Below are 15172 nucleotides of genomic sequence, written 5' to 3'. Positions count from 1 at the left end.
TTTTGCCGTGTTCGCCCGGATGGGTGGGAAACGCTGAGGCCGTTCCATCTATCGAGAGGAGTTGAGCAATGACGAGACAACCGACCCCCACAGCGCGCTCACGTGCCCTCTGGCGCAGCGACACCGCAGGACGCAGATATCTTGTGGCACTGCCCTTCTTGCTGGCGGTGTCGCTGTGTGCAACGCTGCTCGTCGGACCCCGAGCCTCGGCGGCGACGCTGATCTGGTCCGACGAGTTCACCGGATCGAACGGGACCGCACCGTCGTCGCGCTGGTGGAATCACGAGACAGGCGGTGGTGGCTGGGGCAACAACGAGTGGCAGGTCTACACCAACACGCGGTCCAACTCCTATCTCGACGGCGACGGGCGACTGGCGATCGCCGCCCGGTACAACGGCACCGAGGTCACCTCGGCGCGGATGAACACGTACGGGAAGTTCTCGCTGACCTACGGCACCGTGTCGGCACGCATCAAACTGCCCCGCGGGCAAGGGCTGCTCCCGGCCTTCTGGCTGATGGGTACCGACATCTACTCGGTCGGCTGGCCACGCAGTGGCGAGATCGACGTGATCGAGACCCCGTCCATCACGACGAACTACACCAATCACCTGCACGGATCGACATCGTCGGGCGGCCACTGGCAGCTCGGGAACAGCGGTGCGATCGCCGACCTGTCGACCGACTACCACGTCTACTCGGTGACCAAGTCGCAGAACCAGATCAGCATCTCCATCGACGGACGGACGGTGGGAAGCTACCGGTCGTCACAGCTGTCGTCGGGTCAGCAGTGGGTGTTCAACAAGCCCACCTACGTGCTGTTCTCTCTCGCCGTCGGCGGGAATTGGCCGGGCGCACCGGATCTCACGACACCCAACCCGTCCTACATGCTGATCGATTGGATTCGGGCCTACTCGCTCTGACCCTCGGATGCGTCGTCCCGGAGGGGACCGATCACGACGGTGCGGGTGGCGAGGGCGGGCTCGCGGACGGTGAACAGCCGGGTTCCCGGCTTCTTTCCGATCCGCACCTCGCTCGTCGCCGCTCCCCGACCGGCGAGCCTCCGATGCGTGGCGTCGACGTCAGCCGATCGCCACGCGACGCCCCACAGGGTGCAGGTCCCGCTGCTGGACGGCTCGGTGCCGGTCACCACCTCGACCACGAGATCCGCTGCGCGGAAAAACATCTGATGGACGCCGTCCCCGATCGCCCGGTCCAGCCGGAAGTCGAGATCCAGGGCGGCGCCGAACAATGCCGCGGCGTGGTCGCGCGACGGTGCGGTGAACACCAGATGATCGATCGCGGTGATGTCGTGCCGATCGAGCGGGAGTGCGCCGATGTCGGCGGCCACGGCGACCGGTTCGCTCGGGGTCAGACCTCGGCGGCCGAGGAGACGTGTCGTCGCCTCCGGGTCGTCGGTGCCGAAGTGGACGAGTGCGTCGCCCGAGGCGGGATCGTGGACGCGCACCGAACCGTTGCTCACCGCCAGCTCGCCGGACGGGGTGTCCAGCACTATGGCATAGGCGTTCCCCGTCGCCGACGTGTCGGCCGCAGGGAGATCGATCACCGCCCCGCGCAACGAGAGTCGGCTCACCGCTGTGGCCTGCTCGTGATGTGCCACGACCCGCATACACAGCGATAGCTGCGCAGTTCCGCCCGTACTCCCCGCTCCTGGCGGATTCGCGCTATCCCGTCGCGCGCGAGATTCTCCGCCCGGAAGGCATGCTTCTCCGGGGTAGGGCACGCCCGGTCGGATCTCGGGGTCCGCGAACGCCGGGGCGCGCGCCGCGCCGGAGCCGCGGCGGTACGGTTCTCGATCGCCCGATAGAACCTCTCGAGGTCGTCGTCGGTCAGCCCCGGTGGCGCGGCGCCCCGAGTCGGCGGAACCGGTGGCGTCCGGCCGGTGACTGACGTCCGGGGGGCACCGACGTCACGGACGGGGCGGCGCCCGGTCCGGTCGTCGGCTGCGGTACGCGCCTCGATGTCCCGATAGAACGCCTCGAGGTCGTCGTCGGAGTACGGCACGCACCCAGTCTAGGTGGCGGACAGGGGGTGAGCCGACCTACTTCCGGTCGGACACGTGGTAGGCCGCACCCGCGCCCTCACGTTTCTTCATCGCCTGGATCGCGGCGTGGTGACGGCGCGCGTGGTACGCCAGTGGGAAGTACGTGAGTCGTTCCGGCAGCACGCGATACGTCACCCGGATCACCGAGTGGATCCGCTCGAGTTCGCGCTGCTCGGCATCGCTCCACGACAGCCCGAGGATCTCGCGGATGCGTGGTTCCATCACGCCGACCGTGGTCAGGTAGTTGAGTTTCTGCACCGGCACCGATGCCGCGCGGGCAACCGCGTTCGCCGCGCGGCGCAGGGCCGGCGGTACCGATCGGTCGAGCCGTGGTGCGCTCTGCATCTGATCGACGAGCGTGAGGGCGACCGGGTGGGCGATCAAGGTGTTCTCGACCATGTCGTCGTAGTAGGGGCCGAACTCCTCGATCGTCTCCGGGTATCCCTTCATCGGGACCTGGACGATCCTGGCGATGCGCCGGTTGTCCCGGAACACCTCCTCACGCTCGGCGGGGGTGAACTCCCGTCCGAGGATGAGTGGTGCCGCGCTGCAGGACGTCGGGAACGCGGTGGCGATGACCCATTGGTACGCCTCCGGATTCAGCGCACTGATGTGGCGGCCTTCGGCGTTGCGCATCTGCAGCGGTTGATGCATGCGACGCAGACGCTTTCCCTCCTCGATCGCCTCGGCCCCGCCGTACACCCATCGCAGGACCGAGTCGATGGAGCGGACCGCCCGGCCGAGTGGATCGGTCCGGAACACCGAGTACTTCCCCACGATGTCGCCGATCACCGGATGCATCACCTGCATGACGAAGGCCGCACCGTTGACCGGGAGGAAGGTGTAGCGGCCCGTCAGCTCGGCGGTCAGTGAATCCGGCGGGATCAGTTCGATCTCGTCGTCACCATGGGAGAGCACCGCCTCGTCGGGCAGGACGGGTGACGGCTGTGTGACGGTCATGGCTGGACCTCCGCGGGTCTCGACTACGGTTCATTTCTGATAACTGATGTAGTCAGATTAACCGTACGGTTCGCCACAGTCGAGCATTTCGGGAGAAATACCTGGTGAGACTCGTGTGGGCGTCTGGTCAGCGGGCCATCCACAGACGGCGGCGGATGACGCCGCGCATGCGACGCAGTTCGGCGGATGTCAACGAGGTCGGCGGCTCCTCCTGGACGATCTGATCGATCTGCCGGAAGAAGTCGCGGTCGTTGAGACCGAACCGTTCGGTGATGGCGCGTGACGAACCGCCGCCGAAGGGATACCAGTTCTTCTCGAAATCCAGCATCTGCTGCTGTTTGCTGTCCACTGCCACCACGTCCTGGAACTCGACCCTGACACTCGCGCCGTCCCCTGCCCGGCGCAGTCCGTTGTACACCGATCGGGCGAGGAGTGGGCCGGTTCACACTCACCGACCGCGATCAGTGTCATCGGGCGAGGACAACGGGACGTGACACCCGGGCAAACCGCCCACGACCTGCTGTCGACGAGTCCCCGACGCTCGACCACGACTCCAGATGCCACCGGCGCCGGGACGCCGCGTCGCCCCGTCAGTCGTCGTAACGCGGTACGACCGCGAACACTTCCAGATCGCGGGGCACGCCCTTGGCCTTGAACCGTCGTCGGCGTCGGTGATATCGATCGGCATCGGCCGAGTCCATCGTGGCGGCGCTGACGAGGAGTTCGCCCGGACCCGCGGCCTGGGAGACCCGGGCCGCGATGTTCACATCGACCCCGAGGAAGTCGTCGCCGACGGCGCGCGGCGTCCCGGTGTGCAGGCCTGCGCGCAGTTGGGGGCGGTATCCGTCGAAGGTGAGTGCGCTGACCGCGCAGATCGCCTCGTAGCCCGCCTCGATCGCCTCGGTGCCGTCGAGGAAGACGGCCATGGTGCCGTCGCCGAGCTGTTTGACGATGCTGCCCCCGCGGCCGCTGATCACCGATTCGGTGACACGGTTGACCTCCGCGAGCAGTCGCAGCACCTGGTCGTCACCCGCGCCGAGGGCCCAGGTGGAGAAGCCGACGAGGTCGGTGAAGAGGATCGTCGCGGGCACGGGGGTGCGGTCCCGGCCGGGACGACGTGACACCAGCGCCTGCCACACCTGGACCGCGCCGAGTCCGAGTTCACGGAGCACACTCGGCTGATCCGGGCGGGCGTCGCTGATCAACCTGGCGACCCGATCGGAGGTCCGGGGTCCGGTGGCCGCCGGGGTGCCACCGGGGATCAGGCTGCGCGCCGCGCGGGCGGCCCTGACCGCGCCTGCGCTCGCGTCGGAGCGCGCGAGGGCATCGGCGGCCCGACGACGCGGCCGGGTGTCGCGTGGATCCCCCCGGGAGACGCTCCCGGAATCCCCTGGTGAATCCGCAGGCGGTACCTCGTCATCGGTGCCGGTCACGTCGCAAGTCTAACGGTCCGAACGGCTCCGGCGACGTCGCTCACCGGGAGACGGTCAGTGTGTCCCGGGCCTGCTCCGCGCGGCGATCCCGGCGGTTGGCCCGCACGCTGCTCGCGAGGGAGGCGCCGATGAAGGCGACGCCGACGAGACCGGTCACCACCTCGTTGATGTGGAAGTGCACGCTCAGCAACAGGATCACGGCGAGTGCGCCGATGGCCCAGTGGGCGCCGTGTTCGAGATAGCGGTACTGGCCGAGGGTGCCCTGCCGGACGAGGTAGATGGTGATCGACCGCACGAACATCGCCCCGATGAACCCCAGGCCGAGGGCGATGATGATCGGGTCGGGCGTGATCGCGAACGCGCCGATGACGCCGTCGAACGAGAAGGATGCGTCGAGGACCTCGAGGTAGAGGAACATGAAGAACCCGGCCTTGCCGACGGCCACCGTCGCCGGTGCGGGTCCGGTGTTGCCGCTGCGGCCCGACCCGGTCGGCACATCGTCGTCGATGCCCGGATGTTCGCTCTGGAACAGCGAACTCAACCCGTCGACGACGATGTAGGTGATCATGCCCAGCAGTCCGGCGATGAGCACCGTGGAGCGCGTGTCGTCGGGGGTCAGGTACTCGGCGACCAGCACGAGCATGATCGCGGCGAGGACGACGGAGAGCTGGTCGAGCCGCCCGAGTCGCCCGAGTGGGCGCTCGATCCAGGACAGCCACGTCAGGTCGCGGTTGCCGAGGACGAAATTGAGGAACAGCAGCAACAGGAACATGCCACCGAACGCCGCGATCTGCGGGTGGGCGTCGGTCAGGATCGTCTCGTAGCTCGGACTGCCGTCGGGGAAGTAGGCGCCCTCGTCGGCCGGCGGGTTCATCGCGAGCCGGAACGCCTCGACGGGCGCGAGTCCCCCGGTGATCCACACGATCGCGAGGGGGAACACCAGGCGCATCCCGAACACGGCGATGAGCACACCGACGGTGAGGAACATCCTCTGCCAGAAGAGGCTCATCCGCTCGAGCACGGTCGCGTTGATCACGGCGTTGTCGAACGAGAGAGAGACCTCGAGCACGCCGAGGATCGCGCACAGCGCCAGGCCAGTCCATCCCTGGTAGAGGAACGCGACGACCAGCGCCGCGACCGTCACCAGTGCCGACAGGCCGAAGATGCGGACGATCATCGGAGACGCTCGGCTTCCCGGGCGAGGCTGAGGAGGTCGTCGCCCAGCGAGTGCAGCGTGTCGGTGTCGGCGCGTTCGGAGACAGCGGTGACCAGATCCTCCGCCGCGCACCGCAGGGCGAACATCCGGTCGCCGAACGCCTCGGCCTCCGTGGACGTCAGGATCACGGCGTCGGCGGGAATAGATGTGCCCTGGGTCAGCGCTCTCTGTTCGTAGGCACGTTGGCGACAGGACTGTTTGCAGTACTTGCGTCGGCGTCCGAGTTCGGAATCGGTCATGCTGCGTCCACACCACGCGCAGGAATACGGGCGTCGGCGGGGGTCGTCCACGGCTATGACCGTACCGGTCGGTGGCGCCGGACGCGCCACGTGGCGTGCTCGTCGCATCCTGCGGAGCGCGTAGAATGACCATGTTCAGCGTCATGAGCGGGGCATCATCACGTCCCCCTCCCCTGACGTACGACGAGATGGGCCCGCTCGTGGCACCAGGGCCCGACGACATGTTGAGAGGAATTGACCCATGGCAGATCGAGTACTTCGGGGTAGCCGCCTCGGTGCGGTGAGCTACGAGACCGATCGCGATCACGACCTCGCACCACGACGTATCGTCCAGTACCGCACCGACAACGGTGAGATCTTCGACGTGCCGTTCGCCGACGACGCGGAGGTTCCGTCGAAGTGGCCGTGCAAGAACGGCATGGAGGGCACCATCCTCGAGGGCGCGGAGCCCGAAGAGAAGAAGACGAAGCCGCCGCGCACCCACTGGGACATGCTGCTCGAACGCCGTTCCGAGGAGGAGCTGGAGGTGCTGCTGAACGAGCGTCTCGAACTGCTCAAGCAGCGGCGCAAGGGCGTCACGAACTGATCGACGCTCGCCGGTGGCGATCCCATCGATCGCGACACATCGAAGGCCGGGTGAGGGAACTCACCCGGCCTTCGGCGTCTCTCGGTGGTCGGTGCCCCTCAGCTCCGGGTGCCGCGCAGCCGTTCGAGGCGGCTCGTCGCTCCCCACCGGGCGACCATCAGGAAGGCCTCGGTCATCACGCCACCGCTCATCTTCGATTCGCCGATCTCGCGTTCGGTGAACGTGATCGGCATCTCGCGGACGTCGAATCCGGCGCGGACCGCACGCCACGCCAGATCGATCTGGAAGCAGTATCCGGCGGACTCGACGGAGTCGAGCTCGATCTTCTCGAGCACCTGACGCCGGTAAGCGCGAAACCCCGCGGTGATGTCGTGGATACGGGCACCGAGTGCGAGTCGCGCGTAGGTGTTGGCTCCCCGGGACAGGAATTCCCGCCGCTTCGGCCAGTTGATGAGCTCACCACCACGCACGTAGCGCGATCCGATGGCCAGGTCGGCGCCTGCGTTGATCGCCTCGAGCAGCCGGTGCAGTTGTTCGGGTGCGTGCGATCCGTCGGCATCCATCTCGATGATCACCGAGTACTCGCGCTGCAGGCCCCAGTCGAACCCGGCCAGGTAGGCCTTGCCGAGCCCGTCCTTCTCGGTGCGATGCAGCACGTGCACGCGCCGCGAACCGTCGTCTGCCGCAATCCGGTCCGCCTCGTCGCCGGTGCCGTCCGGGCTCGAGTCGTCGACGACCAGGACGTGGATGCCGGACAGCGCCGCGTGCAGCCGCGTGATGATCGCCGGCAGGTTCTCCCGCTCGTTGAAGGTCGGGATCACGACCAGTGCGCGTTCTCCCTGCACACCGACGACGGCGTGCAGGTCGTCTGCGGTTTCGCCTGCCGGTTGTCCCGGGTGCTCGTGCCCCGACGTCGGACTACCCACTGCCACCGAACTCCTTTGTCTGGTCGTCGGGCCCCCCGGGGTCCTTCGTCGCCACCTGACCATCGGATCGGATGGGCTGGGCCAGGTGCGCGGACGTGTGGTCCGCAACGTGTCCACGCGGGCTGCGTGGTCTGAATGAGAACCTAGTATGCCGTCGCAACGCGTACAAAAAGCCGGCGGCGGCGATCACCATGGCGACGATCTCCGGCCAGCTGCCCAGTCGGGTGGCGAGCGTGCGCTCGGTGTGCAGCGGCACCCTGCTCGTCAGCACATCCGGGGTGAAGATCCCGCTCTGCGACACGATCATCCCGTCCGGGTCGATGATCGCGCTCACACCACTGGTCGCCGCCACGACCACGGAACGCCCGTGCTCGACGGCCCGGACCTGTGACATGGCCAGTTGTTGATAGGTCATCTCGGTCCGGCCGAAGGTGGCGTTGTTGGTCGGGACGTAGAGCATCTGCGCGCCGTCGTCGACGGCCTTGCGTGCGGAACGGTCGAACGCCACCTCCCAGCAGGTCGAGACGCCGACCCGCACGGTCCCCGAGCGACCAGGCACCGACAGCGCCGATGAGCCCGATCCGGGGCGGAAATCGCCGGCCATGTCGGCATACGACGAGAACAGCCGGAAAAAGCCCCGCCACGGGAGGTATTCGCCGAACGGCTGGACGATGTGCTTGTCGTAGCGCCCCACGGGGCCGCGCTGCTGATCCCACACCAGCACCGTGTTCGTCGGGCGGCCATCGGGATTCATCACCAGCGTGCCGACCAGGATCGGGGCCCCGACCGCCACCGAGGCCGCCGTGATCTCCTCGGCTGCATCCGGATTGGTCAGCGGCGAGATGTCCGAGGCGTTCTCGGGCCAGGCCACGAAGTCCGGCTGCTCGGCGGCACCGCTGCGCACCGCGGCGGCCAGTTCCTCGGTCTCACGCACGTGATTGTCGAGGACGGCACGCCGCTGCGCATTGAAGTCGAGGCCGAGGCGGGGCACGTTGCCCTGTACCGCGGCGACCCGCGCCGACGACCCGCCGACGTTGCGGTCGACGCTGGCGGGGGTGAGCGTGATGGCCGCGATGGGGCCGAGCAGCGCGAGCAGCACCGCCAGCGCGGCGCCGCGGACCATGCGACGCCCGTGGTGGTCGCCGTCGCGGACCGCGCGGACGACGATCTGACACAGCCAGGCGATGGATGCCCCGAGCAGAGCGACCGCCGCCGACAACCCAGGCGCACCCAGAGCCGATGCGAGCGGCAGGAGCGGACCGTCGACCTGACTGAAAGAGGCTCTGCCCCAGGGGAATCCACCGAAGGGGAAGGCCGACCGCATGCCCTCGACGAGCACCCACGACAGGGTGAACCACAGCGGTGGGGCCGGTAAGCGCATCGACACCGTGGCGATCACCCCGAACAGCGCCAGGAACACCGCGAGTACCGCGGCGAGGGCGAGCCACGGCAGGGGGCCCACGTAGACCCCGATCCAGGGTAGGAGCGGGACGAAGAACGCGAGCCCGAACACGAATCCCGTCCAGGCGCCGGTCCGGGCACGGGGTGCGCCCACACTCATCACGGCGGCCAGCATGCCCAGGCTCACCACGGCCAGGAACCACAGGTTGCGGGGCGGGAACGCCGCCCACATGGCGATACCGGCACCCGCCGCTCCCGCGGTGCGGATCACCCAGTCGAGCCGCGACCGCGACATCCAAGTCACGCGATGTCGCCGTTCACCACGCCGTCGTCGAACAGGACGTGACCCCGGTGGATCGTGCGTACGCATCGCGGCAGGTGGGCCCCCGGAGCGATGTCGGGAAGCGCGGGTACGCGCGAGCGGGGATCGGTGGACCACCGTTGCACACCCGCGTGCGATCCGGCGACGACGAGGTCGTCGATCTCCCAGACGGCGTAGCTCGCCGGGGCGCCCGGTACAAGGGTGCCGGTGAGCCCGTTGTTGACGCCGGCGGCACGCCACCCTCCGCGGGTGGCGGCCGCGAAGGCGCCACGCGCCGAGATCGCGTTGCGCGGCTGATGATGATGGACCGCGGCGCGGATGGTCGACCAGGGGTCGATCGGGGTGACCGGCGCATCCGACGAGAACGCCAGGATCAGGCCCTCGCGGGCGTGTCCGGCGAAGTTGTTCAGTCCTGCGGTCCGCGCCGCGCCGAGACGCTGTTCGTAGAGGTCGCCCGGCCCACCCCACTCGGCGTCGAACAGCGGCTGCATGCTGGCGACCACCCCGCATCGCGCGAGCACGCCGGCCTGGTCGACCGAGACCATCTCGGCGTGTTCGATGCGGTGCGCGCAGCGGGCCAGTGCCGGCGTGCCGAGATCGGATGCGAGCTCGTCGAAGGCTGCGACGACCGACGCGGTGGCGGCGTCGCCGATGACGTGGAAGCCGGCCTGCACACCGATCTCGGTGCAGGCGCGGATGTGATCGCGGATCGTCTCGTAGTCGAGATAGCTGATCCCGGTGTGTCCGGGATCGTCGTGATAGGGCTCGGTCAGCCACGCGGTGTGGGATCCGATGGCGCCGTCGATGAACAGGTCACCGGCCAGTGCGTCGGCGTGACTGATGGCCAGGAGTTCGCGGGCGTGATCGGCGCTCTGCACGGCCTGCCCCCAGTAGCGACGGACCTCGACGGGGTGATCGAGGGCACCGAGCGCGAGGAAGTCGTCGAGGCCGCTGATGTCGGGTCCGCCGTTCTCGTGCACGGCGACGACACCGTGGGCGGCGGCATGGTCCAGCGCACGACGTTGGGCGCGGGTGCGCTGTGCGGCGGTCACCAGTTGACGCGCCGCCCCGCGCACCAGGTGATGGGCCTCGGCGACGAGGGGTTCCTCCGGGTGATAGCCGACGGCATCGTCCAGATCGGGAACCAGGCGGCGCAGCGCTGTCGAGGCGACGGCGGAGTGTTCGTCGATGCGGGCGAGGTAGACCGGCAGGGTGCCGACGATCGCGTCGATCTCGCTTGTCGTCGGGAATCGGCCGTCGTCCGGGACGCTGCCCGTCCAGGAGGAGTCGTCCCAGCCCAGTCCCCAGATCAGTTCCCCCTCGGCGGTGTCCGCGGCGAACGCGGCGACGCGACGCAGGCAATCGGCGCGGTCGGTGGCGTCGTTCAGCGTGAGGCCCGCGAGGGCGAGGCCGGTGGAGGTGAGGTGGACATGGGAGTCGACGAAACCCGGTGCGACGAACCGACCGTCCAGATCGACGACGTGTGCGTCGGGGTGCAGTGCCCGTCCGACGTCGTCACTGCCGACCCATACGACGACGCCATCGGTGACGGCGATCGCGGTCGCGTCGGGTGCGGCAGGCGAATAGACGACGCCGCCGAGCAGCAGTTCTGTTGTCACGGTGGTCCAGTGTGCCCTGCTGGACCGCTCACACCGTCAGTGGCCCCGCGGCAGGCCGCGGTCGGTCCGCTCGCCCGACGCCGGGCTGACGACGGTGCCGTCGCCGTCGACCACGGTGCCGTCGATGACGGTGCCCCGCCCGACGTACATGCCGCTGGCATAGATGCCCGCCCGGTCCATGGTCGCCGCGAAGCTCCGTGCACCGGTGGCCGCCACCACCGGCCGCAGGATGCGTCGTACCGGCGGGGCCAGCAGGATCAGGCCGGCGAGGGTGGAGACCACACCCGGGATGACCATGAGCAGGCTCGCCGCCGCCAGCAGCGCCGTGTCGGTCAGCGGACCGCGAGGGTCGACCTCGTTGCGGGAGGCGCGACGAAGTTCGGCGAAGACCTTGCGCCCCTGCTGCTGGAGCAGGAGGAAACCCACGACGACGGCGGCCAGTGTGATGAGCACCGCCCAGCCGAAGCCGAGGAAGTGTGCCATCGTCACGAAGGCGCCGATCTCGATCGCGAGGTACGCGATCACATAGAGCATCCGCATCGGATCCCTGCCTCTCCGGACCCGCGACGCCGGCCGGTCGGTCGGCCACGGGCCCTCACTACCGATGCAACGACCGGGAGCGCCGGATTTCTCCCGGTTTCGGGGGAAGATTTCACACCGGCGACGAGACGGCCGAAGGACAAGCGTCCGTGGAATCGCCGAGGAGTCAGTCGGCGCGGCCCTCGATGTCCCCCTCGGTCTCCAGATAGACCTGACGCAGACGGTCGAGCATCTCGACGGGCGGCTGCTCCCACAGGTCGCGTTCCACGGCCTCGAGCAGCCGTTCGGCGATCCCGTGCAGTGCCCACGGATTCGACTGCTGCATGAACCGCTGGTTGTCCTCGTCGAGGACGTAGGCCTCGGTCAGCTTCTCGTACATCCAGTCGGCGACGACGTTCGTCGTCGCGTCGTAGCCGAAGAGATAGTCGACGGTGGCGGCCATCTCGAACGCGCCCTTGTATCCGTGCCGCTGCATCGCCGAGATCCACCGGGGGTTGACCACCCGCGCCCGGAACACGCGGCTGGTCTCCTCCGACAGAGTCCTGGTGCGTACCGCATCGGGACGTGTGCTGTCGCCGATGTAGGCGTCGGGGGACGTGCCGGTCAGTGCGCGAACGGTGGCGACCATGCCGCCGTGGTACTGGAAGTAGTCGTCGGAGTCGGCGATGTCGTGTTCGCGTGTGTCGGTGTTCTTGGCTGCGACGGCGATCCGCCGGTAGGCGGCGCGCATGTCGTCGACGGCGGGAACCCCGGCCAGGTCGCGTCCGTACGCGTAACCGCCCCACTCGGTGTACACCTGCGCGAGGTCGGCGTCGCTGCGCCATTCCCGGGAGTCGATCAGCTGCAGCAGTCCGGCCCCGTATGTGCCGGGCTTGGACCCGAAGACACGGGTGACGGCACGTCGTCGGTCTCCGTGTTCGGCGACGGCTGCGCGGACGTGCGCGGCGACGAAGTTCAGCTCGTCGGGTTCGTCGGCGGCCGCGGCCAGCGCCACGGCGTCGTCGAGCATGGTCACGACATGCGGGAACGCGTCCCGGAAGAAGCCGGAGATCCGCACGGTGACGTCGATGCGGGGCCGGCCCAACTCCGCCGGGCCGATCAGCTCGAGGTCGACGACGCGGCGCGACGCCTCGTCCCACACCGGCATCACGCCGAGCAGCGCGAGCACCTCGGCGATGTCGTCGCCCGAGGTGCGCATGGCACTGGTCCCCCACACCGACAGGCCGACCGACGGCGGATAGGTGCCGTGGTCGGCGAGGTAGCGTTCCACCAGCGAATCGGCAAGTGCCCGACCGGTTTCCCACGCCAGCCGTGATGGCACGGCCTTGGGATCGACGGAGTAGAAGTTGCGGCCGGTGGGCAGCACGTTGATCAGACCGCGCAAGGGGGACCCGCTGGCCCCGGCCTCGATGAAGCGGCCGTCGAGGGCACGCAGGATCTGATCGATCTCGCGGCCGGTCTGTCGCAACCGCGGCACGACCTCCGTCGCGGCGAAGCGCAGCACGTCCGCGACCGCGTCGGGATGGCCCGCGCTCGCGTCGGAGATCGCCTGCGCGGTCCAGTCCCCCTTCGCACAGGCCGCCACCAGCGCCCGTGCGGTCGACTCGATGTCGTCGACCGCGCCGCGCGCGGCCGATCCGTCCTCGGTCAGCCCCAGCGCCTCGCGCAGGCCCGGCAGTGCCTGCGCACCGCCCCAGAGCTGACGGGCGCGCAGCATGGCGAGCACCAGGTCGACCTCACCGTCGTCGGCGGGCGCCTGCCCCAGGACGTGCAGGCCGTCGCGGATCTGGACATCCTTGATCTCGCAGAGCCAGCCGTCGACGTGCAGCAGCATGTCGTCGAAGACCTCTTCGTCGGGCCGCTCGGTGAGGCCGAGGTCATGGTCCATCTTGGCCGCCGTCAGCAGCGTCCAGATCTGCTGCCGGATCGCCGGGAGTTTGGCCGGGTCCAGCGCGGAGATGTTGGCGTGCTCGTCGAGCAGTTGCTCCAGACGGGAGATGTCGCCGTAGGACTCGGCGCGGGCCATGGGCGGGATGAGGTGATCGACCAGGATCGCGTGGGCACGACGCTTCGCCTGGGTGCCCTCGCCCGGATCGTTGACCAGGAACGGGTAGATCAGCGGGACGTCGCCGAGTGCCGCATCGGTCCCGCACCCCGCGGACATGCCCAACGTCTTGCCGGGGAGCCACTCGAGATTCCCGTGCTTGCCGACGTGCACGATGGCATCCGCCCCGAATCCGCCGACACCGAACTGCTCGCCGGACCCGTCCGCGCCGTCGGTGGCGTCCCGGCCTGTCAGCCACCGGTAGGACGCGAGGTAGTGGTGCGACGGCGGCAGATCGGGATCGTGATAGATGGCCACCGGATTCTCCCCGAATCCGCGCGGAGGCTGCACCATGATCACGGTGTTGCCGAACGGTAGTGCGGCGACGACGATGTCGCCGTCGGCGTTGCGGGAACGGTCGACGAACAGCTCACCCGGGGCCGGCCCCCAGTGCTCCTCGACAGCCGTGCGCAGACTCTCCGGCAGCGTGGCGAACCAGCGACGGTAGTCCTGCGCCGCGACACGGATCGGGTTCGCGGCCAGTGTCTCCTCGGTGAGCCAGTCGGCGTCCTGGCCGCCGGCCTCGACGATCGCGTGGATGAGGGCGTCGGAGTCGGACTCGGCGAGACCCGGGATCGCGTCGGGTCCGTCGGCGGGCCCGATGTCGTAGCCGGCGGATCGCAGCGCGATCAACAGGTGCAGCAGACTGCGCGGGGTGTCGAGGCCGACCGCGTTGCCGATTCGCGCGTGTTTGGTCGGATACGCCGAGAGCATCAGCGCGACACGACGTTCCGAAGGAGGAATGGACCGGAGGCGGGCGTGGGCGACCGCGATACCGGCGACGCGGGCGCAGCGCTCCGGGTCCGGCTGATACCAGGGCAAACCGTTCTCGTCGAACTCCTTGAACGAGAACGGAACGGTGATGATGCGGCCGTCGAACTCGGGTACCGCCACCTGCGTGGCGACGTCGAGGGGTGACAGGCCGTCGTCGGTGGCCGCCCAGTCGGCGCGTGACCCGGTGAGACACAGCCCCTGCAGGATCGGGACGTCGAGACCGGCGAGCCGTTCGATGTTCCAGGCGTCGTCATCACCGCCGGCCGAGGCCGTCGCCGGGGTGGCACCGCCCGCGGCGAGCACGGTCACGACGAGCGCGTCGGCGGTGCCGAGCAGCTCGATCAGGTCATCGGGGGCGGTGCGCAGCGACGCACAGAAGATCGGAAGAGCACGCGCCCCGCGGTCCTCGATGGCGGTGCACAGCGCCTCTATGTACCGGGTGTTGCCGGCCAGGTGCTGTGCGCGGTAGTAGAGGACGGCGACGGTCGGCGCCGGGCCGGCCGGTTCGCGTCGGTCGCGGTCGAGCACTCCCCACGCCGGTGTCTGCGCCGGCGGCTCGAAGCCGATGCCCGTGAGCAGCACGGTGTCCGACAGGAAGTTGTGCAGATTGACGATGTTGGCCACCCCACCGGCGGCCAGATAGTTGTGCGCCTCGGCGACGACGCCCGCGGGCACCGTCGACAGGGCCATCAGATCGGGATCGGGTTGCTGCTCGCCCGAGCACACCACGAGCGGCTTGCCGATTGCGGCGACGGTGGCCAACCCGGCCTCCCACGCGCGCACACCACCGAGGATGCGGACGATGATGAGGTCCGCGCCGGCCGCCAGGCCCGGGATGTCGTCGACCAGGATGCGCGAAGGGTTGGCGCCGGAGAAGTCGGCGTCACTCGCGGCGGCGGTGATCAGGTCGGTGTCCGAGGTCGAGAGCAGCAGGATCATGAGATCTCCTCGCCGGGAGGCGCGCCCGGTGCGTGGTCGGTGGTGCCAGGG

14 protein-coding genes are annotated in these 15172 nt (G+C 68.9%); 2 read left to right on the top strand and 12 right to left on the bottom strand.

The genetic code is table 11. The features are described 5' to 3' along the window. Window positions 1-68: 68 nt before the first annotated feature. Window positions 69-920 carry a glycoside hydrolase family 16 protein gene (locus QSJ19_RS11325; RefSeq protein ID WP_286320436.1) on the top strand — a complete coding sequence of 284 codons (852 nt, stop codon included), beginning with the start codon at window positions 69-71 and terminating at the stop codon, window positions 918-920. Here QSJ19_RS11325 and QSJ19_RS11320 read toward each other — a convergent pair. The 7 genes from QSJ19_RS11320 to QSJ19_RS11290 form a co-directional block, all read right to left on the bottom strand. Further along, the gene (locus QSJ19_RS11320) at window positions 908-1618 is read right to left on the bottom strand and encodes a VOC family protein (RefSeq protein WP_286320434.1); all 711 of its coding nucleotides are present in this window, start codon (window positions 1616-1618) and stop codon (window positions 908-910) included. The two genes, QSJ19_RS11325 and QSJ19_RS11320, sit on opposite strands and share 13 nt — an antisense overlap. Further along, window positions 1588-2022 carry a hypothetical protein gene (locus QSJ19_RS11315; RefSeq protein ID WP_286320432.1) on the bottom strand — a complete coding sequence of 145 codons (435 nt, stop codon included), beginning with the start codon at window positions 2020-2022 and terminating at the stop codon, window positions 1588-1590. The genes QSJ19_RS11320 and QSJ19_RS11315 overlap by 31 nt, the downstream gene beginning before the upstream one ends. A gap of 37 nt (window positions 2023-2059) precedes the next feature. Continuing rightward, window positions 2060-3022, bottom strand: coding sequence for an oxygenase MpaB family protein (locus QSJ19_RS11310; protein ID WP_286320431.1), 963 nt, complete (start codon window positions 3020-3022; stop codon window positions 2060-2062). A gap of 127 nt (window positions 3023-3149) precedes the next feature. Continuing rightward, window positions 3150-3371: a DUF3263 domain-containing protein gene (locus tag QSJ19_RS11305; RefSeq protein ID WP_286320430.1), complete on the bottom strand. Its 222-nt coding sequence runs from the start codon at window positions 3369-3371 to the stop codon at window positions 3150-3152. Window positions 3372-3612: 241 nt separating this feature from the next. Beyond that, a complete protein-coding gene (locus tag QSJ19_RS11300; protein WP_286320428.1) occupies window positions 3613-4455 on the bottom strand; it encodes an adenylate/guanylate cyclase domain-containing protein in 843 nt (280 codons plus the stop codon). 40 nt (window positions 4456-4495) lie between these two features. Next, window positions 4496-5632 carry a DUF475 domain-containing protein gene (locus QSJ19_RS11295; protein WP_286320426.1) on the bottom strand — a complete coding sequence of 379 codons (1137 nt, stop codon included), beginning with the start codon at window positions 5630-5632 and terminating at the stop codon, window positions 4496-4498. Further along, window positions 5629-5910: a hypothetical protein gene (locus QSJ19_RS11290; protein WP_286320424.1), complete on the bottom strand. Its 282-nt coding sequence runs from the start codon at window positions 5908-5910 to the stop codon at window positions 5629-5631. Before QSJ19_RS11290 ends, QSJ19_RS11295 begins: the two co-directional genes overlap by 4 nt. A gap of 241 nt (window positions 5911-6151) precedes the next feature. Between QSJ19_RS11290 and QSJ19_RS11285 the strand changes: the two genes are divergently transcribed. Next, on the top strand, window positions 6152-6496 hold the full coding sequence (locus QSJ19_RS11285; RefSeq protein ID WP_160902307.1) for an RNA polymerase-binding protein RbpA: 345 nt from the start codon (window positions 6152-6154) through the stop codon (window positions 6494-6496). Between the two features lie 98 nt (window positions 6497-6594). Here the strand turns inward: QSJ19_RS11285 and QSJ19_RS11280 are convergent, their stop codons facing one another. The 5 genes from QSJ19_RS11280 to QSJ19_RS11260 form a co-directional block, all read right to left on the bottom strand. After that, window positions 6595-7359, bottom strand: coding sequence for a polyprenol monophosphomannose synthase (locus QSJ19_RS11280; protein WP_286320552.1), 765 nt, complete (start codon window positions 7357-7359; stop codon window positions 6595-6597). 55 nt (window positions 7360-7414) lie between these two features. Continuing rightward, window positions 7415-9118 carry an apolipoprotein N-acyltransferase gene (lnt, locus tag QSJ19_RS11275; protein WP_286320422.1) on the bottom strand — a complete coding sequence of 568 codons (1704 nt, stop codon included), beginning with the start codon at window positions 9116-9118 and terminating at the stop codon, window positions 7415-7417. 5 nt (window positions 9119-9123) lie between these two features. Continuing rightward, window positions 9124-10764, bottom strand: coding sequence for an amidohydrolase (locus tag QSJ19_RS11270; protein WP_286320421.1), 1641 nt, complete (start codon window positions 10762-10764; stop codon window positions 9124-9126). A 36-nt stretch (window positions 10765-10800) separates the two neighbouring features. Further along, window positions 10801-11304, bottom strand: a complete 504-nt coding sequence (locus QSJ19_RS11265) for an FxsA family protein (protein WP_286320420.1) — start codon at window positions 11302-11304, stop codon at window positions 10801-10803. 166 nt (window positions 11305-11470) lie between these two features. Further along, window positions 11471-15121: a cobaltochelatase subunit CobN gene (locus QSJ19_RS11260; RefSeq protein WP_286320419.1), complete on the bottom strand. Its 3651-nt coding sequence runs from the start codon at window positions 15119-15121 to the stop codon at window positions 11471-11473. Window positions 15122-15172 lie beyond the last annotated feature (51 nt).

Origin of the sequence: Gordonia sp. ABSL11-1 (genome assembly GCF_030315685.1) — a bacterium.
Classification (GTDB): domain Bacteria; phylum Actinomycetota; class Actinomycetes; order Mycobacteriales; family Mycobacteriaceae; genus Gordonia.
Note: the sequence above shows the minus strand (reverse complement) of the source record. Positions and strands in the feature narration are given on the sequence as shown.

Coding starts and splice junctions, on each gene's coding strand:
- QSJ19_RS11325 (WP_286320436.1), top strand. CDS start 69: ATGACGAGACAACCGACCCCCACAGCGCGCTCACGTGCCCTCTGGCGC.
- QSJ19_RS11310 (WP_286320431.1), bottom strand. CDS start 3,022: ATGACCGTCACACAGCCGTCACCCGTCCTGCCCGACGAGGCGGTGCTC.
- QSJ19_RS11295 (WP_286320426.1), bottom strand. CDS start 5,632: ATGATCGTCCGCATCTTCGGCCTGTCGGCACTGGTGACGGTCGCGGCG.
- QSJ19_RS11290 (WP_286320424.1), bottom strand. CDS start 5,910: ATGACCGATTCCGAACTCGGACGCCGACGCAAGTACTGCAAACAGTCC.
- QSJ19_RS11285 (WP_160902307.1), top strand. CDS start 6,152: ATGGCAGATCGAGTACTTCGGGGTAGCCGCCTCGGTGCGGTGAGCTAC.
- lnt (WP_286320422.1), bottom strand. CDS start 9,118: ATGTCGCGGTCGCGGCTCGACTGGGTGATCCGCACCGCGGGAGCGGCG.
- QSJ19_RS11265 (WP_286320420.1), bottom strand. CDS start 11,304: ATGCGGATGCTCTATGTGATCGCGTACCTCGCGATCGAGATCGGCGCC.
- QSJ19_RS11260 (WP_286320419.1), bottom strand. CDS start 15,121: ATGATCCTGCTGCTCTCGACCTCGGACACCGACCTGATCACCGCCGCC.